The organism is Aquiflexum balticum DSM 16537 (assembly GCF_900176595.1).
In the GTDB taxonomy this organism is placed as follows: domain Bacteria; phylum Bacteroidota; class Bacteroidia; order Cytophagales; family Cyclobacteriaceae; genus Aquiflexum; species Aquiflexum balticum.
Map to the genome: position 1 here is coordinate 850,047 of NZ_LT838813.1, position 21,717 is coordinate 871,763.

Sequence of the window (21,717 nt, forward strand, 5' to 3'; positions counted from 1 at the left end):
AATATTCTTCTGCTTTAAGTGACCTTACTCACAGCTTGATTTTTTTGAAAATCCGAGATTTGCCTTCGGGACAAAGAATTATTCAGAAATGATACGGCTGACAAAAGAATATACCAAGTTGATATGGTTACTTCCAATTGGAATTGTTCTGCTCTTGTTTGGATATAACAATATTGAAAAAGTACCACATACAGAAGATATTCCAAAAGAACAACTCTTGGACTTTTTGATGGATGGAAATGAAAGATTCGCCGAAGATCATCCCATTCACCCGGACCAAACATTGGAAAGGCTCAGAGAATTAAACAAAGGCCAGCATCCAGTAGCGGCGATAGTCAGTTGTTCGGATTCCAGGGTTCCGCCCGAGTTGATTTTTGACCAAGGACTTGGAGACCTGTTTGTAATCAGAAATGCAGGCAATATAGTTGGAGATCATGAAATAGGAAGTTTGGAATACGCTATCGAGTATTTGGAAGTTCCATTGATAATAATTTTAGGCCATACCAATTGCGGGGCAATCGGCGCATTTGTGGACCATGACCATGACCATTCTCATATCTATTCTGATTATGTCCAGAAAATAATTGATTTTATAGATGCAGAAGAAGAGGAAAAATCCTTACCCAGGGATATCCCAAATTTCTTTGAAAAAGCGGTTGAAGCGAATGTCCTTCACGGAATCCATGCCCTCAAAAATTCCCTCCCTCATGTAGATTCTTTAGTTGCCGAGAAAAAATTAAAAATTGTAGGCGCTATCTATGACATGGAAACCGGAAAAGTAAGGGTATTGAAAGAAGATTGAAACTTTACCCATTTATTTTGAGGCATGTGGACAAATGCCGGAGAAGTCTTGTTTATATCGAACTAAATGGTAAAATTTAGTAATACGATTTACACAACGGATTTTTATGTTTACAGCTGATGAATTAACTGACATTAAAACCAGAAAAGAACTGGTTGCTTTAGCAAAAGCAAAAAAAATCAAACTCAAAAAAGGATTGGCCAGGGCAGCCTATGAAGAGGAGTTAAAACTTCTCCAAACAGAACTGGCATTGCTACAACAACACATTGAAAAAAAACAATTGAGGGTGGCAGTGATTTTTGAAGGAAGGGATGCTGCCGGCAAAGGGGGTTCTATCAAGCGCTTTGTTGAACACCTCAATCCTCACACCTCTGGGGTTGTCGCCTTGACCAAGCCCACAGACATTGAGCGGGGTCAATGGTATTTTCAACGCTATATTGAGGTGCTTCCAAACAGGGGCGAAATCAAGTTTTTTGACCGTAGTTGGTACAATAGAGCGGTGGTTGAACCTGTCATGGGATTTTGTACTCCGGAACAATACAAGACCTTTATGGCTCAGGTCCCCAATTTTGAACATATGCTCCATGAGGACGGCATCAAAGTGATCAAGTTTTGGTTTGACATATCCAAAGATGAACAGCAAAAGCGATTTGACGGCAGGTTATCCAATCCACTCAAGGAATGGAAATTCAGTCCTGTAGACAAAAAAGGACAGGAACTGTGGGATGAAAACACCAAATACAAAGAACGGATGTTTACCAGAACCCACACAGCATATTGCCCTTGGATCATTGTCGATACGGTTGAGAAAGAAACAGCAAGGTTGGAAAGCCTTCGGTATGTTCTCTCCCAGTTTGATTACAAAGGAAAGGGATCTACCAAAGCCAACTTGCTGACCGACCCGAATGTACTCTTTCCCTACTTCCGTAAACCAAAACATTTTGACCTTTGAACCTATGGAACTGACTAAAGAAGATTTGGAGATATTGAACTCGAAAATCGGGATCAAACACCTGCTGGAAAATAAGAAAATTGACCTGGAAAAAGCGCTTTACCGGGCCAGGTATGAATTGAAACTAAGGGAAATACAGGTAGAATTGGTGAAAATGCAACTTTGGTTGATCGCGAATAACAAAAAATTGGTGGTGCTATTTCATGGTGGAGACTCTTCCGAGAAAAGTGGAATCATCCGTAAAATCCTTTCACATAACAATCCAAGACATTACAGGGTCGAAGTCAATCTCCCCCACCGAAGTGAGGGAGTATCCGGTGAATGGTATTTCAAAAAATTCGTGGAAAAACTCCCTCAGCCCGGAGAAATGGTGCTTTGGGACAGAAGCTGGTACAACAGGGCAACCATTGAACCCGTGCATGGATTGTGCAGTCAGCAAGAGTATGAGCTTTTTATGGGGCAGGTCAATGAGTTTGAAAAAATGTTGGTGGAATCAGGCGTGCATTTGATCAAATTCTATTTTTCAATCAGCAAAAAAGAACAGGCCAAAAGAATTAAAAACATCAAATTAAGTCCATTGACCAAATGGAAAATGACACCTTTTGATGAACAGTCCCAGGAACTTTGGGGTGAATACAAATCCTACAAAGAAAAAATGTTTGCCAATACAAGTACGGATTATGCCCCTTGGGTCGAGATTACCGAAGACAAGAGAGAAGAGGAAATGATTCAGGCAGCTAATCATATTTTGAAGGCTTTTCCTTATGAATGATTATTCCGCTTTACCCTCAACCATACAAACAACCCCAGAGATAGCAATACGCCCAAAATTGCAAATAAAAACTTCAATTTTACCAAGGTTTCAAAAAGTGACATATCCCCTGCATAACCTTGTTTGATCCAAATGGTCAACCTGATATTTTCAGAAATATCAAAGAGCCATGCAAACAGCTGCATAAATGCCATTCCGAGGAGAAGAGAACTTAGAACCCCATATTTTGAAGTGTTATTTGAATTGACGGCTTTTTCCTGCAACCTTCTCCTCACCAAAAGACAACCCATCAAAATCGCAGGAAATAAAGTCGACATAAAGAAGTAATCCAATCTGAGTTGGTTCAACACAAACTCTTTGCTTTCCGGTGATGACCAATCTAAAATCAATTTGTCAAGGTTCTCCTTTGAACCCGGCAACTCGAATTTCATTACGTCGAATTTGAGCTGACTGGATTTCTCAAATTGGTATTGATGATACCGCATGACACCAAAAGCTGACAAAGCGAGGAAAAGAAAGACAATAAATGTGCTTTTCATGTAAATACTAATACAATTTATTTTTTTCAGAACGGCAGCCATTCAAGGATAGCAAAATCCAAAGAAGGACTATATCAAAATCAGCCATCTCAATTTGACCCGTTTTTCCCTATATTTTGTCCCTAAAGGGACAATTAAAACACTAGCCAACTTAAAGATCGCAATCAACCAGCCATAAATTTCTCTGCAATCTTCAAGGACCTGAACCTGAATCGCTTTTTGATTCTATGTGAAGCGGTACGTTTCAAAATGTTTTTCAGGGTCGCAATGACTTCGAGTGTATGCTCCCCCTTATTGATCATGACACATTCCGCGTTGGCGGACTGTCCCGCATCGGTAATTTCGGATCGGGTTGCCATGCCCGATTTGTTGAGACTTTCCAAAACCTGTGTTGCCCATACCACGGGCACATGGGCAGCTTCACAAATCCATAAGATTTCCTCCTGTATTTCACCGGTCCTTTCAAATCCTATCTCCACTGCCAAATCTCCTCTTGCGATCATTACCCCAAATCCACGGTGTTTCATCCCTTCCAATAATAAGGAAGGCAAATTTTCTACCGCTTCATGGGTTTCAATCTTTATGATCAATGATGGGTTCTTAACTCCTAACTCTTTTATTGTCTCCCTCAAAATGCTGATGTCTTCTACTGTTTTGACAAAAGAATATCCTAAAAGGTCCGCATGTTTACAGATAAAGGGCAAACATGATCTGTCAAATGCCGTCATGGAGGGAATTTTCAATATGGTATCCGGGAAGTTGATGCCCTTTTCATTTTTTATCAATCCCTTTTTCGAAGAAACCCTGTTGATACGTACGCCAACTTTATTTTTTTTGACTTTTTCTACAATACCTCCGAATTTTCCGTCATCAATAAAAACCCTATCCCCTTTTTGGAGCATGGATATAATCCCGGGTTCATTTGGGCTGATAACTACTTCCTCTGCATCAAACCCTTTAGCATCATCAGCCAGCCAAATCATGGTCCCGTCTTTGACTTTAATTTCACCCTCTTCTTTACCTTTGCCGAGAAGTTTGGTTCTGATTTTTGGGCCGGCGAGATCCATATAAACCTTACAGTCCAGACCTGTTTGTTTACTGGCTTTTTTGATCTTATGGATCATTTTGGACCAGGTAGCTTCATCATCATGGGCACAATTGATTCTTGCTACGTTCATTCCACTCAACAAAAGAGACTTGACCAGTGCATAATTATCCGCAAATCCTGAATCGAAGGTGACCATCAGCGAAGGGATGTCTTCCAAAAGCTGTTTCCCAAAAAGCTGCTGACTTTTGTCCTTGATTCTTTTTTTACTAAAAGAATAAGTGCACATATCCAATTCCTCTTCGGTATAACTTTTGCCCAATCTTTCCAAAATTGCCTGAACCTGTCGGTGCATATGGCTTTCAGAACTTGCCAAAGAAGATAAACCATGCACATGCAGGTCATCTTGAAGACTACGGAGGTCTTCCTTTCGCAAGGTCAGGTATTCTATCAGGTTTTTTCCGGATTCAAATTGTTCCGAATGGAGACCTCTCAGCATATTCAGCCTCAGTCCCACTTCGGTGGCCATTTTGGTTTCAAGAATTAAAAGTTCCTCTTTAATACTATCAATCGAAGATTTGTTCGCCATAAAACACCCACTTTCTTAAGTCCTAATTAGGCCTTAATTTACACAATTGTATCTGAGTAAATATTACCGAATCGGTCAATTACCTCAATTTTTATTTTTGCCTCCGGATCAATGGGTTGAAAGAAAAACATATGGCCATTTTTTTGTGGAGTGATCCAGGGTTGTTTTTTGGGTTTATTTGGTGCATAGATTTCCATGGCCATTGGGTCAGTTGCAATTTCCCTTATAGGTTCCCCTGCCTTAATCCCGTTTTCATACCAAAACACTTTCCATTCGGGATCCCAATTCCAGATATTGATACAATAGGAATTCGGAAATTCGGGATGTGCTCCCTTTGGGTAGGCCCTAAACTGAAAATCCAGGTCTTTACCAATACTTTTATATTTCCAGGAAATAGCCCCGCCATCTGACTGATATATGCCATATCCTTTAGGCGTGCCATCATAGCAGATATCCCCTGACCACCAGGCACCGCTGATTGCACCGGTATTGTGCTCAAATATATTTTCAATTACCCTGTTTTCATTCCAATGCACATGACCGGAGATCAGATGGACTTTATATCCTTCAAGGATTTGATTTAAAGCATCACGGTTGACCATTGACTCTTTGTTGATATCTCTCCCAGGATTGTATTCCACCACATGGGAAAAAGTGGGGATATGAAGGAATATTACCAAAGGTTGTACTTTTGGGATATTCGCCAAATCTTCTTTCAACCAAGAAAGCTGAACCTCATCCAAATAGCCATAATATTGTCTGTTGCCTAAGAAAAACACATCAGATAAAACAATATAATGGGTTTCTCCCCTATTAAAGGAATAATAAGGAGGACCAAACTGATCAATATAGGGTCTTTGACTGACCTCATTAGATCTTGCTGACAAGTCAATATCATGATTACCCAAAACCTGAAAAAACGGAATCCCCGTGGACTTGATCCCTTCATTGTATCTTTCGAAAAGATCGAAGTTATCGAAAACCAGGTCACCACAACCAATCCCGAATATATTGGAATCTTCCAGGTCCATATTCCTACGCTTAAGGTCCCCACAGGATTCCGAAACAAACATATCTGCTTCCTCATCTGTCTGAACTTGAGGATCAGCAATAACTAGAAAGTGATGGTTTTTATCTGAGTTTTTGGCAGGTTGAAGGTCAAAAAGCAATTGATTGGTCTTTTGGACAAAATCAAGTTTTCTGAAAAAATTCACAGAGCCGTTTTCTAACAGGTCAAACTGATATCCTGAAGGATAAGAAATGAAAACAAAGGGTCTATTGGTCAAAAATTCAAATTTACCTTTATTGTCAGTCCGGTACACATATTTCCCATCAGAAATACTCACCCCCGGAATTCCCTTTCCAGCAGATTTAACCTGACCTTTTACTTCTACAAAATTAGGATTGCCATTTTTTGATAACCTTGCAAAAGAGGTTAGAGGATAGATACCGACTCCGGTAAGTATCAGGGAAGAAGTCTTAATAAAATCCCGTCTTGAAAATTCTGACATTGCTGATGCTGCTTGAGCTAAAGATAGTTGGTGGCTATCGCAAAACCATAAAAAAAAGCCCCCAATTTCTTGAGGGCTTTTTTTATAAACAAACTCGTTGTTAATTAATTAGAATGTGAATCTTAGACCCCACTGTAATCTCCAAACATCAGAAGTAAAAGCAGTTGGGTTGAATGACCTAGAAAGTAATTCTCCGCCTTGAACAGCCATTCTGTAGGTAGGCACTCCATTAGCATCAGCACCTCTAGCTACAAGTGGTCTGTTGTTAAACATTTGCTGGCCAACTCCCCAATCACTGTTCAACAAGTTACCAACATTAAGGATATCAACTCTGAACTCAAGACTCTGTCCTTTTGTCGTGGTTCTTAAAGTTTGAGAAGCACTGAAATCTGCTCTATAAACCATAGGTAATACCACGCCACCTCTTTCAGCTACTTTGCCTCTGTTGGCACTAAGATATTCATCCTGTCGGATGTATGCTTCCCAAGCAGCAGCTTGATCGACAGCGGTAAACGTTACGCCTCCTGAAGTAAACTCCTGGAAGTTCATTTCATTTGTATTTGCATGGATATAGATCAAATCATTTGAAAATCCACCATCTCCATTATAATCTCCATTATATACATAACTGGCGTTTCCAATAGTACGACCACTCCAGAAAATAGAGAAAGAAGTAGTTCCGAATTCAAAGATATCCTTTGTGTAACTTACAGATGCAAAAAGATTATGACCCATAAATCCGTTTGAAAAACCTAAAGTTGGATTATTTGGATCTCCTGAATGTTGGTTGTTATTCCATGAACCAAATGCAATGGATCCCGGATCAATTGTATTCCTTGCTTCACCATAACTATAAGCTGCTTTGGCAAAGAACCCATTCTTAAATGGCTTTTCTAGGGAGAATGACCCTACCCATGAATTTCCGATAGCTTGATTGGATAAAGTTACCGCATTATCAATGTTGCCATTTATTCTATTACCAGCTGTCCATCTTGGTCTTGGATCAGGTCCTGAATAAGCTGTATTTGGAGCGGAAAGATTAGCGTTATAATAAGCAATTCCATTGACATCTTTATTGTAAATAAATTCAGCCGTTGCAATGATTCCTAATGGAAGTTGCTGGTCAATTGCAATGTTTGATCTCCAAATTTGAGGAAATTTAAAGTCAGGTTCAGTTAAAGCCAATTCATATCGATCAGCTGGATCTCCTGTAACATTGGTTGGTTTGTAATGATCTGGATCCGGATTAAATGGTCTTTCTGTAGTTCGATCTATTCTTTCAAAACCTGTAAGTATACCATTATTACCTATTTGATTGGAAATCCAAACAAATATAGGTCTACCGGTAAATATTCCTGACCCACCTCTTAACTGAGTAGTTTTTGCTCCTTGGCTTAGGTCATAATTGAAACCAACTCTTGGAGACCACAAAATATTGGCTCCTGGCAATTCATCTGTTCTAAACCTTCTGGTATTGCCTGCAGGATCTACGAAATTAAGTCCTTCCACCTCTTGGTTTCTGAAACCTGTGTTGGCAAAAAATGGAACGTCAATTCTCAGACCAACTGTCACATTGAAATCTTTGTTGACCTGGATTTCGTCTTGTCCATATATACCTGCATAGGTAACTTTAGTGGGCTGTATAGGCTTGCTCTGTCCCGGGATATTTGACCATCTTACCTGAAATCTCTCAACAGAGACTCCTGATGTAGTACCGTCTAGGTAAGCATTGGCATCAGCATAGAAATCATCTAATGAATTATAAACATAAGCTGATTGGGAACCTGGGAAGAACACATTTTCATAAGAATATCTTTCTAAGTTAACACCTGCGGTAATTGTATGTTTTCCTTTGAAAATCTGAAGATTGTTCTGTAATTGGAAAGTACTGTACCTCAATTCGTTACTAGGTGTAAATGGCTCAAATCCAAATGAGGTGTAAGTTGCACCATCTTGTCTAATATCTACCAATGGGAAGAATTGTCCTCTTGTATCCCTGCTTTCATCCTGATAAGTATAACCAACAATCAAATTATTAGTCATATTCGAACTGATTCTGGTATTCAATTCACCAATGATAGATCTGATGTTTTCAAGAATGGCATAGTTGGTATTTTGGAAGTTCAACGCATTCAAGTTTGACCTTCTTGAACCGAATCCAAGGGAAGATGAATTTGAAGCTAGAACATCTGTTCTGGAATCCAGATGATTGTACCTGACACTCAACTTATTCTTATCATTGATGTTGTAATCAAATTTGACCAAGAACTTAGTTGCATCAGTACTGTGGTCATAGCCTTGATATGGACCGGTTTCATAACCGAAGTTATTTCTAAGAAAACTACTTAACTGGTTCAAATCAGATGCCAAGACCCTCGTAACATTACCTCCTACAGCTTCTCCTCCATTATTGGCTCTGAAAGTTGTTCCTGGTTCAGTTGTTTTCTCGTCTTCAAAATTGGCGAAAAAGAACAATTTGTCTTTGATAATTGGTCCACCTACTCTAAAACCTATTTGTCTGTACTTGAATTCTCCCGGATCAAAAGTGTTTTCACCTGCTCTAGTGCCTACGTTGTCACTTCCTCTCCAGAAATAATATGCAGAGCCTTTGAAATCATTTGTTCCGCTTCTTGTTACAGCATTGATACCTGCTCCAGTAAAGTTGGCTTGCTTTACATCATAAGGAGCAACATTTACAGTAACCTGGTCTATGGCATCCAAGGAAATCGGAGTAACACCTGTTCTTGCACCTGGCTGGTCACCTAATCCAAAAGAGTTGTTGAAATAAGAACCGTCAACTGTAATATTGTTTAACCTTGAATCCTGACCTGCAAATGAATTGCCACTTGCTTGGGGAGTCAATCTGGTAAAGTCATTTATTGACCTTGATACTGTTGGTAGCCTATTGATAGTTTCGTTGCTGATTGCTGTTGCAGCACCAGTTCTTTCTGAACTGAAAACAGCACTTCTTTCGGCAGTTACCAGGATTTCTGACAATTCCTCGCCGTCTTCTCTCATGGTAACATTAACGTTGGCCGTAACACCTAAGCTAAGGTTTATTCCCTCAACTGATTGAGATTCATAGCCAATAAATGAAACTGTTACTTTGTAAGGACCACCTACCCGCATACCTGGGATAGTGAATCTACCATCAATATTGGTTACTGCACCATACCTTGTTCCTGAAGGAGTGTGTGTAGCCACTACATTCGCCCCGGGAAGCGTTTCCCCGTTGCTGTCAATTACCCTACCAGACATACTGGAAGTCGTTACCCCTTGCGAATAAGCCGTACCTGTGACAAACACAAGCATCATTATTGCAAAAAGACTCTTTAGTAATGATTGCCTCATAATTTTTGTTTTAGTTTGAATATTGAAATTAACTTTAAGAAATTCATTTTGTTTGGTGGTACAAATGTAGCCGAGTAATACAAGTTTTTTTTTTAGTAATTGTTAAGTTTTAACATTTATTCACAAGTTTACTTAACAATTCCTTAACATTGAAATAAGAAGGAAATTTTATTTTTACCCTGTTTTTTGCATTTCAACCGTTATAGATGTATTTTATTTGCCAGTTTTATAAAATTAAGTTTTCCCTAATCCAGATATGTTAAGAAATCTTTAAATAAATGTTAAGAGCCTTTTTGGGCAAAAAACCATCAATTAGTATTTAAACTATTTATATTTAAAAACAAAAAGGTGTCATTTAATGAAAAAGAAAAATATACTTTGGCTTTATTTATTTTTGCTGGTCAGCATGTTGGATATTTTTTTTACTGCCAATGGAAAATCTGAATTAAGAATTTATAGCAAACCACTTATCCTCATCACTTTATGGATCTATTTTTATTTTAACAGTATCGAAATAAAGGGATCGCTTTTGAGAAAAAGTATCAGTGCTGCCCTGATTTTCTCATGGATGGGAGACATACTCTTAATCTTCCCCAATTTATTCCTTTACGGACTTGGCGCCTTTCTGATGGCCCACATCTGTTATATTATCGGATTCAAAATCAGCCAAACCAACCCATTTGCGGTCGGACAGGTGAATTTTATCCGATTGTTTTTTGTAAACCTTCCCATTTATATCCTTGCAGCATTTGTTTATTTTCTGATCAATCCGGGATTGGGAACCATGAAAGTACCTGTGGTGATTTACCTTATTGTGATTGTGATGATGGCAACAACGGCAAGGGAAAGATATCAAAAAACAATACCGGCCAGTTTTTGGCAGGTATTTTTAGGAGCGATGTTATTTATGGTTTCTGATGGCATCTTGGCCATCAATATGTTTTTCAAACCCTTTCCCGAATCTGGAGTCCTGGTTATGGGAACATATGTTGTTGCCCAATTATTGATTGTTATGGGAATTGTGGCGCATTTTAGGAAAACCAACTGAGTTCCCGTTTTCCCGTTGTCCGAAGGTTGTACCTTCGGACCCCTGAGTCCGGAGCTTTTAGCTCCAAAAAATATGAGCCAGAGGCTCAGAACTCAATGATCCGAAGCCACAGGCTTCGGATAACGGAATTACCTCACTATGAATTAAGCCTTTTTCTAAACCCTTCCACATCTTTGTACTTTGTTCTTAGTACTTTGTACCCATTTTCTCCCTCATCCTTCTACCATACTCATAATATCCCTATAGCTGATCCCCATATGACTGTTGTCATAGACTGCTTTCCCATTTTTGATCAGGATGACCTGTGGAGATTGATGGTAGACTCCGAATTCCTGGGCAATTTTGTTGGAAATATCACGATAGCTGATCAGATCCAAAAAGTAAGGTGAAACCTTTTCAAAATCCGCCTCCTTCCAATTCCGGTTCAGCCTATCAAACGCCATACTGCTGATAGAACACCTACTTGAATGTTTGAAAATCAGCACAGGCTTATCTTGGCTTTCCTTTTTCAATGCTTCCAGTTGACTGACATTTTCTATTCTTTCCCAATTCATATTCTTAATATTTCTTAATCCTGATCAGTCAATCAATAATTTTGGAGCTAAAATAGTTCCTTTCACATGATTGTAATTTGTCTTTCAGTGGCCATATGGAATCTCGCATTTGTTACAATCATTCTAGTGTGTATCGTTTGTGACATGCTCGATTTGCTGTAATATTGCTCTTTGGAATATCTCGTTCCTTTAAAGAAGGTATACTTCTTGCAGTTGGGCTTAAGCTTGAGGTTTATTTGCCCTCAATGGCAAATGACATTACACAACCAATAATTTATGAAATTCCAAAGCATCAAACTTCTATTCATATTCACTATTCTACTTCATACATCCTGTAAAAGTATCAAACCGGACAGGCCGCCAGCTGCAACGATGTTAGAGTTGCCCAGTTCCCGCTCTACTGTCAACATTCCAATTGTCATTCCTCTCAGTTATCTGGAGGATAATTTGAACAAGGACTGGAGCAGCAAATTGTTTGCAGACAAAGGGTTGCCTCTTGGAGGTGGTTTATCTGCTGATTTGGATGTGACCAGAACCGGAAAGATTTCTTTGAGAGGATCGGAAAACAATACCATCAATGTCAAGGTACCCATGAATATCATCGGTGACCTGAAAATAGAGAAAAAGGTTTTTGGGCAAAACCTCTCTACCAATTTTCCATTTAACGAAAACCTAAGCCCAGAAATCAGCTTTATCCCTGTGATTGGTCAAAACTGGGACTTGAATATCCAGAACCTTCAGATCAACAGTTGGGGAAGGTCCATGAAATACAACCTGTTGGGCTTCGAAATTGACCTGGATCCCTTGGTCAGAAACCAGTTACAAAAAGTATTGGACAACCAGCTTAAGGCCGCAAACCTGAGCCAACTTGACTTTAAGCACATGGCACAAGAGACTTGGGATGCTTTTTCTGATCCTTACACCGTGGAACAGAATGGAATTACGGCGCATTTTTATTCCGTACCTGACAAGATTATGGTCAAAGAAGAGATCACCCCTGACCAAGAACTTATCCTGTATTTGGGTTTGGAAGGTGAAATGTTTTCCAAGCTCGGATCAAAGCCTAACATCGTAAAAAAAGACCTCCCGAATATCAGTGTCAATGAGAGCAAAGAAAACCAGATTGACCTGGTGCTACCTTTGACTATTTCTTACAATGATCTGGATGAATACCTCAATACAACTTTTTCAGGTCAGCAAATCCGCACAAACAATACCACACTTATTTTTCCTTCCAATCTGAAAACCCAAAAATACGGTGACAAAACCCTCTTGAGTATGGATTTCAAAGCTGTAAGGGACGGGAAGAAAGATGTGGAAGGTAAAATGTATTTTGCCGGGAAACCTGTATTTGACAAAAACTCAGAATCCCTGATTTTTGAAGAACCGCAGTTTGATGTGAAAACAGGAGACTTTTTTTCCGATCTGGGCATTAGATTCAGAAAGGGCAAAATCCAAAGACAGATCAAGAAAATAGCGGTATTACCAATTGGTGAACTGCTGAACAATGCCCAAAATGAAATGGCAGAGCATGGATATTTTGAAACTGATTTTGCAAATTTTAAGGTGTTGAACCCCAGTTTGGATGTGGAAGGAATATACAGCACGGCTGAGGACATCAGGGTGTTTATCAGAAGTCAGGGAAAAATGGATGTGCAATTGAAGGATTTGAAGTAGGCTAAAATGGGTAGGAAGACCGATGACCGATGACCGATGTAACCGGAATTGAAGTGCTTAGCCTTATTCCCTATTGTTTTGAATGGTATTGGCAACATTGCATTCAGTTTATGTATATAGATTCGATACCATAATTCCAACAATAATATATGGTCAAAAGATTAATGGATTGATCTTGTCTTTGTAACTTGGAATTGAAATTGAAAGGATATGGAAAAAAAGGAAAAGCCGGTTTTTGAAAAGAGGATTTTTTGGGATGTGGATTTTGAGAAACTTGACTATGATGCAAAAGCCAATTTCGTGATAGAGCGGGTATTTGAACGGGGCGATGTGCAGGATATCCGGAATTGCAGAAGGTATTATGGAGATGAGAAAATTTCGAAAGCACTGCTTAATGCTAAATTTTTACCCGAAATGACCATGTATTTAGCCGCGGCAGTAATTGATAAACCCATCACAGAATTCAGATGTTACAAATTGAGACAGTCGAACCCGGAACTTTTTCCATATTGAAAATGCTAATGAAAATCCCGGAATTAAAGGATTTTCATTTAGTCGGAGGAACAGCCTTGTCATTGAAATATGGACATCGAATTTCAGTGGATTTGGATTTATTCAATTGTCAATCATTTGAAAATTCACTCATTGAAGACTGTCTGATAGATTTTTTTGGTCAAGAGTTTAAAGTAAGAAACAGTAACCCGAAAATCGGAATATTTTCATTTATTGAGGAGGTAAAAATAGACCTCATCAAACACCCATTCCCAATGATTAAGCCTATTCAGGAGATCGAAGGAATCAGATTCTTTTCCACAGAAGACATTATAGCCATGAAAGTGCAGGCCATCTTGGGCAGAGGCAAAAAAAAAGATTTTTGGGATATTTCTGAATTGTTGCAACACTATTCAGTCGCTGATTTTATACAGTTTCACAAAGAGAAATATCAAAGACAAAATTTACTGATTTCTGTCCCACAGGCATTGATTTATTTCGGCGATGCAGAAGAAAGCGAGGATCCTGTCTCTCTCAAAGGGCAAACATGGAAAAAGGTCAAGAAATCCATTGAAAAAAAAGTAAGGGATTTTTTAATTTAAAAATTCATGAAACTCCAAAACCAAACATTAATCATTACCGGTGCCACAAGTGGTATGGGTAAAGCCATAGCCATTGAATTGGCTAATGAAGGTGCCAATCTCATTCTGAGCGGAAGAGATCAGAAAAGAGGAAATGCATTAATGGCTGAATTGCTGGATAAGGGGCAGGTTTCAAAATTTTTGCCAGGAGATGTAGGCGATATTGAATACAACAAGCAATTGGTAGATCTCGCCCTAGCCACTTTTGGAGGCTTAGACGGTGTAGTTACCAATGCCGGGATGTTGGGTCTTGCACCTGTCACCTCATTGGATCCTTATATTTGGGACAGGACTTTCCGCACCAATGTGGATGCTGTATTCTTTTTACTTAAATATGCCCTTCCTGAAATGTTGAAAAGACCTTCTGCTTCAGTTGTGGGGAATGCTTCAATAGCAGCTTTCAAATCCTTTCCAAACCATCCTGCTTATTGTGCCTCCAAAGCCGCTTTAGTTGCCCTGGCCAAACAAGTGGCTGTGGATTATGGCCCAAAAGTACGCATCAATGCTATTTGTCCGGGACCGGTGGATACGCCTTTCATTCATGATTCAGCGATCGCTTTTCCGGATCCCGTCAAAGCGGTTGAAAATGCCGGAAAAGCTACTTTGCTCAAAAGACTTGGTGAGCCTGAGGATATTGCCAAATTGGTTTTGTTTCTGGTGTCAGATGATGCTTCCTGGATTACAGGAAGTGCCTTTACCATTGATGGCGGTATTTTAGCTGGAGGATAAGCAATAAGGACTTATCATATCCTCCTTATACTATTCATCAAATCTTCTTTAAACATCCTGCTGATCGGAATCACTTTTCTGTTGATTTCCAAATGAGAATCAGCCACTGCATCCAGTTTTTTGATATTTACCACAAAAGAACGATGCACCCTCAAGAAGTCTTTACTGACCATTTTTTCACAAAAAGTATTTAAAGGACTGACTATGGTGAAATTTTGATCTAAGGTGATGATGTTACAATAGTTTCTTTCAGCTTCTATATAAAGTATCTCATCGAGCATGACCTTGATCAGCTTATTTTGGCTTCGGATAAAAATCCTGTCTTCCAAAGTTTCTACCATTGCATCCCCACTTTTCTTTTCTATATTTTCCTCTGTTATTTTTTCAACCACAAGAGCAATAGTCCTTTCCAGATTTAGTTTATTGAATGGTTTGGAAATAAAAGCATAGGGATGGGTTTCTTTGGCTTTTTGGAATGAGGCCTCATCAACATTTGCAGTAAGGTAGATAATTGGAATATCAAAAATTTTTTGAATCGATTTGGCTGTATCAATTCCGTCAATTTTTCCTTTCAGGTTGATATCCATCAGGATGATATCCGGATGGTTTTCTTTGGCGTGGTTGATGGCATCCTCTCCTCTTGACTCGATGCCTGTCACTTCATAACCTAATTTGGTTAGCTGCAAAGAAATATTTGCCGCGATGATCATATCATCTTCCACTATCAATATTCTTATGCTATCACTCATGCTGCTTTTCCTATTTGAAATTCAAAAAAAACTTCTGTTCCTTTAGTTGTAATCAAAGTCATATTTCCGTCTAATTGTTTGGTCAATAAATCCACAAGTTGCGATCCAAATCCAGTTCCTTTTATTCCTTTATCCTTATCAAAACCCACCCCGTTATCGCATACTTTCAAAAGCAAATGAGAATCGGTTTCTGAAAAGGTTATTGTAATTTTCCCTTGACTATTGTGAGGAAAGGCGTATTTCAGTGAATTGGTTATCAATTCATTGACGATCAAACCTATCGGTATTGCCCTGTCCACATCAAGTTCCAAGGAATCCATAGCACAGTCAAATGTAACCCTTTCTGTTGCATCAAATGAATCAATGACATATTTTGCCAGATTTCGAAAGTACTGCTTCATTTCAATAGCCGTCATATTTTCCCCCTGATACAGGTTTTGGTGGATCATTCCCATACTCTGTACCCTGTTTTGGCTTTCAATCATGATATTTTGAAGCTCTTGGTTGTTGATTTGTGCTGTTTGAAGAGAAAGGAGGCTCGAAATGGTCTCCAGATTATTTTTTACCCTATGGTGGATTTCCTTTAATAAAAACTCTTTTTCCTTATTCTGTTTTTCCAAAAGCAAACTATACTTCTTTCTTCTGATAAATACCCTATAAAGGAAAAACAGGAAAAAAATCATCAGACCAGTCAAAATAAGGGTAAAAACCTGTATCGTTGCCTGCTGTTTTAATTTTTCCATTTGCAAAGAAATGGTATTCTCTTTTTGGTTTACTTCCATTTCAGTCTGCAGTTGGGCGATTCTTTGGTCGGCCTCTGAATTGAAAACCTGTTGGGTTAGTTCATGAAATTTTTTATGGGCTTCCAAGGATTTATTGATATTGTTAGTTCCTTCATAAGCCTTACTCAATTCCTGATAAATCCTACCCAAATAGTATATATCTCCAAAATCATCAGTTGCAGTCCGAATACTTCTTTCTAAATATAATTTGGCGGATTCGAAATCTTTTTGTTCATTTTTCATCTTTCCAAGACAAAGCAGGGACCGCACCACCATAAAATCATTTTCCAACAATTCCGCATATTTAAGGGCTTCCTTGCCTGACTCTTCGGCATTTTCAAAATCACCAATTTGATTATACAATGCTGAAAGAGCTATATAGGTGTCGCTAAGATTATTATAGAAACCATATTTTTCTCCTATAATGGCTGATCTTTGAAAGTATAGCAATGCTTCTTCATATCTTTTGAGCTCAACCAGATTATTTCCCAAAACATGCAAAGTAAAATCAAAATCAAGGTCAAGCAATCCCCTTTGCTCAAACAGCGCTAGAGACTTCAAGCCATATTCAACTCCTTTATCAAATCTGCCCTGTTTCCAAAACAGGTTACTCATATCAGAATAGGCCATAGCCATGGCTTTTTTATCTTTATATTTTTCCCCCAACTGTAATGTTTGCGTTGCATATTCAAAGGCTTTGCTCAAATCCCCTCTTCGCTCATAAACATATCCTAGATTGGTCAATAGCAACCATGATTCCTTTTCGGGCATTTTTTCCTGAGCACTTAGGAGTACGAGTTCTGCGTAATCAAGATCTTCCAACCTCAATAAGATAGCACCTTGGGAAACCTGCATTCTTCCCTCCCAAATATTATTCTCTGCCTCTCGGACTTCTTCCAAACCCCTATTGATGATTTCCAGTGATTTATGAAGGTTTCTGGTATGGTAATAATAACCCAGGTCATTGATGATCATAAAACGCAAACTGTCCTGATAAATATGTTCTAAGGAACTTTCTAAATTATCTAAGTAATCTGCTTCGAAATCATCTGTATCCACAAAAATCCTTAAATAATTAAATTTTCCATTAGAGTCGAATATTTGGGCATTAAGATTAGAATGAATTAAAAATAAAAAAAACAGTAAAAACCTCTTCATGCCATAAATATAGAATAAAAAGCCTTTGAAAATCAATTTTTTGCATCTTAAAAATATCGGCCGGGAAAAAAAACCTGCCATTGGGACAATTTTGGGGTATGCTCGTCCTAAACCATTCGAAAAAAAATCAGAAAGATTTGAAATTGCAGTGTAATTCTTAAACAAGTCTCAGCAAAGGATATGATATAAACATCTTTAGCATCATATACCAAATACATAAAGAAATCAGTAATTGAAAACAGTGAATAACCCTTTTTGAATACTAAGCTAGTTGAAGAAATCGGGCGGCGGCATTTAGGGTAAACTTTTTGCCAATGCCCGTTTTTTTTATGATTTCAATGTTAACGATCCATACAGAGGGGATCTTTGGGATGTGCTGAGTATAATGTTGATCGGGATAGCACTCTTTAAGTGGGGATTGCTTTCGGGGGAAAAGCCCTCCTCTGTTTATTGGTTAATGGTAGGTATAGGATATCCAATTGGGATAGGAATCAACTACCATGAGGTGCAGCTGATTTTGGAGGCGAAATTTTCCACCCTTTCGTTCAGTGAAGCCAGTGTAACCTACTATTGGGGGAGGTTTTTTGTGGCGATAGGACACATAGGTTTAATCATGCTGTTTTGCAAATCCCCATTCTTCGGATGGTTGAAAACCTCTCTTGCCGCAGTGGGCAAAATGGCCCTGACCAATTACTTGATGCACTCGGTGATCTGCATGTTTATATTTACCGGAGTTGGTTTTGGGCTATTTGGGCAATTGGAACGGTTCCAACTTTTGTATATGGTTTTTGCCATTTGGGTTGTTCAGTTGATCCTTAGCCCTATATGGTTGAAATATTTTCAATTCGGTCCCATGGAGTGGGTTTGGAGAAGTCTGAGCCACCTGCAAAAACCAAGTTTTAGGAAGAACTAAAAACAATTTAAGTTACTCATTTTAAAGTATTTATAATTTTTTTTGATCCAATAAAATTCATTTGGGTAAATAAATCCATATGCTGGGACATATTTTGTCATGCTTCGTCCCTGTTGCTTTTTTAATACTGAACCAAAGTGGTAAATCCTATTCAAATTCTTACCAAAACAAAAACCAAGAAAAATGAACAAGAAAAACTATTTCCACATAGCAACAGCATTTATCGCTCTTTCACTATTCAGTGTGGCCTGCAGCTCCCCCGCTCCTGAAGAAGCAGCAGTTCCAGAAGCGATGCAGGAACCCATAGCTGCAACACCGGATATGGCTGCCATAAAAGCTGAAATCCAAGCCTTAGAAATTGCCTGGGCTGCAGCAGATAATGCCGGAGATGTTGCTGCATTGCTTGCCTTTTATACTGACGACGCCGTGAGCATGGGTGGAGATTCTCCAATGGCTGTAGGTAAAGCTGCCATTCAAAAGGAGATTGAAGCAAGTATGGCTTCCAGACCTGCAGGAACTACGGTCAAATACGAAGTTTTAGATGTTTTTGGTAACGAAAACACCGTTACTGAAGTGGGTAAAACCACTAGAATGGACGCATCCGGAAAAGTCATTTCTTCCGGTAAGTACATGGCTGTCTGGGAAAAACGGGATGGCAAATATCTCTGTGTAGCAGATATCAGCAATAACGACTCAAAGGAAAATTAATCTCTTTAAGTGAATTCAGCCATATAGAAAATACGGGGGATTTTTGAAAAGTCTCCCCGGTTTTCAATTCATTTTGAGAAGGCAAACTCAAAGTTAAAAACCATTCGATTATTCATTTTACATTTTATTTTACCTACACGATGAAGACTTTAACTGGAGTAGTGCTTTTATTTTCATTTGTTTCTCAGGGATTTACACAAGGGATTATTCAGGGTAAGGTTCATGATGCTCAAGCAAAAGAGATGTCCTTTGCCAACGTCTTACTTTGGAACAAACCTGATTCCTCGATGGTCAAAGGGGTAGTTTCAGATGAATCCGGAAACTATATTTTCACAGAAATACCCAAAGGGGAATACTATGTGGAAGTACATATCCTGGGATATGCCAAAACCCATTCACCGGTGTTCAGTTTTTTGGGAACAGAAAAGAATAATCTGGCAACAATCATTTTGGTTCAGGAAGACCAAAACCTGGAGGAAGTGACAGTAGTTGCTACCCGGCCATTTTTTGAGCTGGAACAGGGAAAAATGGTAGTCAACGTGGCCAACAGCATTTCCGCGGCAGGATTATCGGTCATCGATGTACTGGATAGATCCCCCGGTGTAATGGTAAACAGGCAGAGCAATTCCTTATCGGTTTTAGGAAAAAACGGTGTGGTTATTTTAATGAACGGCCACAGGTTCCGAATGCCCATGGAAGCTGCCTATCAGATGCTGGCAGGTCTCAATTCCAGTGATGTCGAAAAGATCGAAATCATTACTGTCCCCCCTGCCAACTATGATGCTGACGGTGATGCGGGATTCATCAATATCGTGATGAAAAAAGACAATGACATGATAGGTACTAATGGTATCCTGACCATAGGCCAAGGCTATGGATCGGGCTATAATGGCAACATGAGCTTCAGCCTCAACCATCAGGGGCCCAAATTCAGTTGGTTTGGGATTTTGTCTGCGACTTATGTCGATCAGGTGCAGGAATGGGAAGCCTTTAGAGGTAACAACAACGGATTTGAAGACATAAGTATCGAAACAACCACCGATCGATTTGCCACAAGAAAAGCCATCAATTATCAGGCTGGATTTGATTACAAATTAACAACCAATACCATCCTCAGTGGTTTGGTCAGTGGTTATAATAACCGGTGGGATATGACTGCACCCAATGTTACCAAATCCAATTATTCCATCTCCCCTGATACCCTCTTTCGAATGACAACAGTGGAGATTAATAAATGGAGCCATATTATGGGCAATATCAATCTTCAGCATACCTTCCAAAACGGACAGGTAATCAGCACAAATGTAGATTACCTGACTTATAAAAATTCAAATCCTTCCTGGTACACCATTATGAATTATGATGAATCCGATGATCTGATCGGTTCACAGGAATTCAGAGTAAGTAAAGATACCCCCATTGATCTTTGGGTGACAGACCTCAACCATTCCATGAAAATGGGGAAATCAGTATCCGTTGAATCTGGTCTCCGGGCTACTTTTTCAAAATTCACCAATACAGTGGTCTTCGAGGAAAAATTGGGATCAGATTGGCTGATTGATCCAAAATTCACCAATGACGGCCTTCTCAATGAAGATATATTGGCTGCTTTTTCCACCGCAAAAATTGATTTTGACGAAAAGACTACCTTAAATGCAGGAGTCAGGTACGAGAACACCAAAACCAACCTGACGACCGTTTCTGGAGAGAAAATCGTTGACAGGCATTATGGGGATTTCTTCCCTACGGCATTTTTATCCAGAAAAATCAATGCCGACAACTTGGTACAGGTGTCCTATGGGCGCAGAATTACCCGCCCAACTTTCAATCAAATGGCACCCTTTGTGTTTTTTTCTGACCCATTTTCATTTTTTGCCGGAAATGAAAACATTCTGCCTACTTACACTAACACCTTCAAAACAGATTATTCCTATAAGAGTATGCTATTTTTTGTACAGTACAGCCGGGACAAAAATGTAATCGCATCTTTCCAACCTACCCTCGATGAAGAAAGCAATACTGTATTCTTAAGAACGGAAAATCTTGACCAAAGACAGACTGTTGCCATGATGGTTGCTTTTCCTTTAAAAATAACTTCCTGGTGGGAAACCCAAAACAATTTCACGGCCAATTATCAAAGAGTCAATTCAGAGTTGAATGGAGAGATTTATGAAGTTGACCAGAAAGGTATTCAGGTGGTGCTGACCAATACTTTCACCCTTCCCAAAAAATACACCATTGAGTTGATGGGCAATTATAATTCGCCCACTATCAATGGCTATTTCAATTGGCTTTCAAGAGGCTTTGTCAATCTCGGAATCCAAAAAGACTTTGAAAAATCAGGCGTTTTGAGGATTTCCTGCAATGATATCTTTGAAACCAGCCAATTGAGATGGCGGTCATTTGAAGGGGCTGATTTGGAATTTTCAGGCAGGTTGAAATTTGAAAAAAGAGTGTTTATGGCCACCTACACTTATAAGTTTGGAAACAACAAAATCCAAGGAACCAGGAAAAGAAAAGTAGGATCCCAAGAGGAACAGAGAAGGGTTACCAATTAAGTAAATTAAAGTTTTCATTGCGGGAAAATGAATCAGTGTCTTGGGACAATTTTGGGGTAGGTTCGTCCCAATAGCCACTGTAATGAGATAAAAAAAAATGACATTGTTTCATAATTTTCAATCAATCTAAAGCAAGTTAAAACAACC

18 protein-coding genes are annotated in these 21,717 nt (G+C 39.0%); 11 read left to right on the forward strand and 7 right to left on the reverse strand.

Features of this window, described 5'->3' with window-relative positions:
- Positions 1–88 precede the first annotated feature (88 nt).
- The 3 genes from B9A52_RS03815 (at position 89) to B9A52_RS03825 (ending at position 2,526) form a co-directional block, all read left to right on the forward strand.
- Positions 89–802 (forward strand): carbonic anhydrase, encoded by a 714-nt coding sequence (locus B9A52_RS03815; RefSeq protein WP_084119063.1) that lies wholly within the window; start codon positions 89–91, stop codon positions 800–802.
- Between the two features lie 106 nt (positions 803–908).
- On the forward strand, positions 909–1,754 hold the full coding sequence (gene ppk2, locus B9A52_RS03820; RefSeq protein WP_084119064.1) for a polyphosphate kinase 2: 846 nt from the start codon (positions 909–911) through the stop codon (positions 1,752–1,754).
- Positions 1,755–1,758: 4 nt separating this feature from the next.
- Complete coding sequence (locus B9A52_RS03825) at positions 1,759–2,526, forward strand: polyphosphate kinase 2 family protein (protein WP_084119065.1); 768 nt, start codon at positions 1,759–1,761, stop codon at positions 2,524–2,526.
- Here the strand turns inward: B9A52_RS03825 and B9A52_RS03830 are convergent.
- The 4 genes from B9A52_RS03830 to B9A52_RS03845 all read right to left on the reverse strand — a co-directional run bounded on the left by B9A52_RS03830 (position 2,517) and on the right by B9A52_RS03845 (position 9,561).
- Positions 2,517–3,065: a hypothetical protein gene (locus tag B9A52_RS03830; RefSeq protein ID WP_157370061.1), complete on the reverse strand. Its 549-nt coding sequence runs from the start codon at positions 3,063–3,065 to the stop codon at positions 2,517–2,519. The two genes, B9A52_RS03825 and B9A52_RS03830, sit on opposite strands and share 10 nt — an antisense overlap.
- 164 nt (positions 3,066–3,229) lie before the next feature.
- Positions 3,230–4,699 carry a pyruvate kinase gene (locus B9A52_RS03835; protein WP_084119067.1) on the reverse strand — a complete coding sequence of 490 codons (1,470 nt, stop codon included), beginning with the start codon at positions 4,697–4,699 and terminating at the stop codon, positions 3,230–3,232.
- A 38-nt stretch (positions 4,700–4,737) separates the two neighbouring features.
- Entirely contained in the window at positions 4,738–6,210 is a 1,473-nt protein-coding gene (locus B9A52_RS03840; protein ID WP_084119068.1) for a calcineurin-like phosphoesterase C-terminal domain-containing protein, read from the reverse strand.
- Between the two features lie 108 nt (positions 6,211–6,318).
- Complete coding sequence (locus tag B9A52_RS03845) at positions 6,319–9,561, reverse strand: TonB-dependent receptor (RefSeq protein ID WP_084119069.1); 3,243 nt, start codon at positions 9,559–9,561, stop codon at positions 6,319–6,321.
- 358 nt (positions 9,562–9,919) lie between these two features.
- Here B9A52_RS03845 and B9A52_RS03850 point away from each other — a divergent pair, with 358 nt between their 5' ends.
- Positions 9,920–10,609: a lysoplasmalogenase gene (locus B9A52_RS03850; RefSeq protein WP_084119070.1), complete on the forward strand. Its 690-nt coding sequence runs from the start codon at positions 9,920–9,922 to the stop codon at positions 10,607–10,609.
- Positions 10,610–10,821: 212 nt separating this feature from the next.
- On the opposite strand, the gene ytxJ is transcribed toward B9A52_RS03850, so the two are convergent.
- Positions 10,822–11,163, reverse strand: coding sequence for a bacillithiol system redox-active protein YtxJ (gene ytxJ / locus B9A52_RS03855; protein WP_084119071.1), 342 nt, complete (start codon positions 11,161–11,163; stop codon positions 10,822–10,824).
- Between the two features lie 276 nt (positions 11,164–11,439).
- On the opposite strand from ytxJ, the gene B9A52_RS03860 reads away from it, so the two are divergent.
- The 4 genes from B9A52_RS03860 to B9A52_RS03875 all read left to right on the forward strand — a co-directional run bounded on the left by B9A52_RS03860 (position 11,440) and on the right by B9A52_RS03875 (position 14,702).
- The gene (locus tag B9A52_RS03860; protein WP_231955464.1) at positions 11,440–12,840 is read left to right on the forward strand and encodes a DUF4403 family protein; all 1,401 of its coding nucleotides are present in this window, start codon (positions 11,440–11,442) and stop codon (positions 12,838–12,840) included.
- A 210-nt stretch (positions 12,841–13,050) separates the two neighbouring features.
- Positions 13,051–13,353: a DUF6922 domain-containing protein gene (locus B9A52_RS03865; protein ID WP_084119072.1), complete on the forward strand. Its 303-nt coding sequence runs from the start codon at positions 13,051–13,053 to the stop codon at positions 13,351–13,353.
- Positions 13,354–13,361: 8 nt separating this feature from the next.
- Positions 13,362–13,934 (forward strand): nucleotidyl transferase AbiEii/AbiGii toxin family protein, encoded by a 573-nt coding sequence (locus B9A52_RS03870; protein WP_172805160.1) that lies wholly within the window; start codon positions 13,362–13,364, stop codon positions 13,932–13,934.
- A gap of 6 nt (positions 13,935–13,940) precedes the next feature.
- Positions 13,941–14,702 carry an SDR family NAD(P)-dependent oxidoreductase gene (locus B9A52_RS03875; protein WP_084119074.1) on the forward strand — a complete coding sequence of 254 codons (762 nt, stop codon included), beginning with the start codon at positions 13,941–13,943 and terminating at the stop codon, positions 14,700–14,702.
- 14 nt (positions 14,703–14,716) lie between these two features.
- Here B9A52_RS03875 and B9A52_RS03880 read toward each other — a convergent pair whose 3' ends face one another.
- Together B9A52_RS03880 and B9A52_RS03885 are read right to left on the reverse strand one after the other, a co-directional pair.
- Positions 14,717–15,451, reverse strand: a complete 735-nt coding sequence (locus B9A52_RS03880) for a response regulator (RefSeq protein WP_084119075.1) — start codon at positions 15,449–15,451, stop codon at positions 14,717–14,719.
- Positions 15,448–17,292: a tetratricopeptide repeat-containing sensor histidine kinase gene (locus B9A52_RS03885; protein ID WP_231955468.1), complete on the reverse strand. Its 1,845-nt coding sequence runs from the start codon at positions 17,290–17,292 to the stop codon at positions 15,448–15,450. The genes B9A52_RS03880 and B9A52_RS03885 overlap by 4 nt, the downstream gene beginning before the upstream one ends.
- Positions 17,293–17,764: 472 nt before the next feature.
- On the opposite strand from B9A52_RS03885, the gene B9A52_RS03890 reads away from it, so the two are divergent.
- The 3 genes from B9A52_RS03890 (at position 17,765) to B9A52_RS03900 (ending at position 21,570) form a co-directional block, all read left to right on the forward strand.
- Complete coding sequence (locus tag B9A52_RS03890; protein ID WP_231955471.1) at positions 17,765–18,304, forward strand: DUF418 domain-containing protein; 540 nt, start codon at positions 17,765–17,767, stop codon at positions 18,302–18,304.
- Positions 18,305–18,487: 183 nt separating this feature from the next.
- Positions 18,488–19,012, forward strand: coding sequence for a YybH family protein (locus B9A52_RS03895; RefSeq protein WP_084119076.1), 525 nt, complete (start codon positions 18,488–18,490; stop codon positions 19,010–19,012).
- 140 nt (positions 19,013–19,152) lie between these two features.
- Positions 19,153–21,570, forward strand: a complete 2,418-nt coding sequence (locus tag B9A52_RS03900) for an outer membrane beta-barrel family protein (protein WP_084119077.1) — start codon at positions 19,153–19,155, stop codon at positions 21,568–21,570.
- The last annotated feature ends 147 nt before the right edge of the window (positions 21,571–21,717 follow it).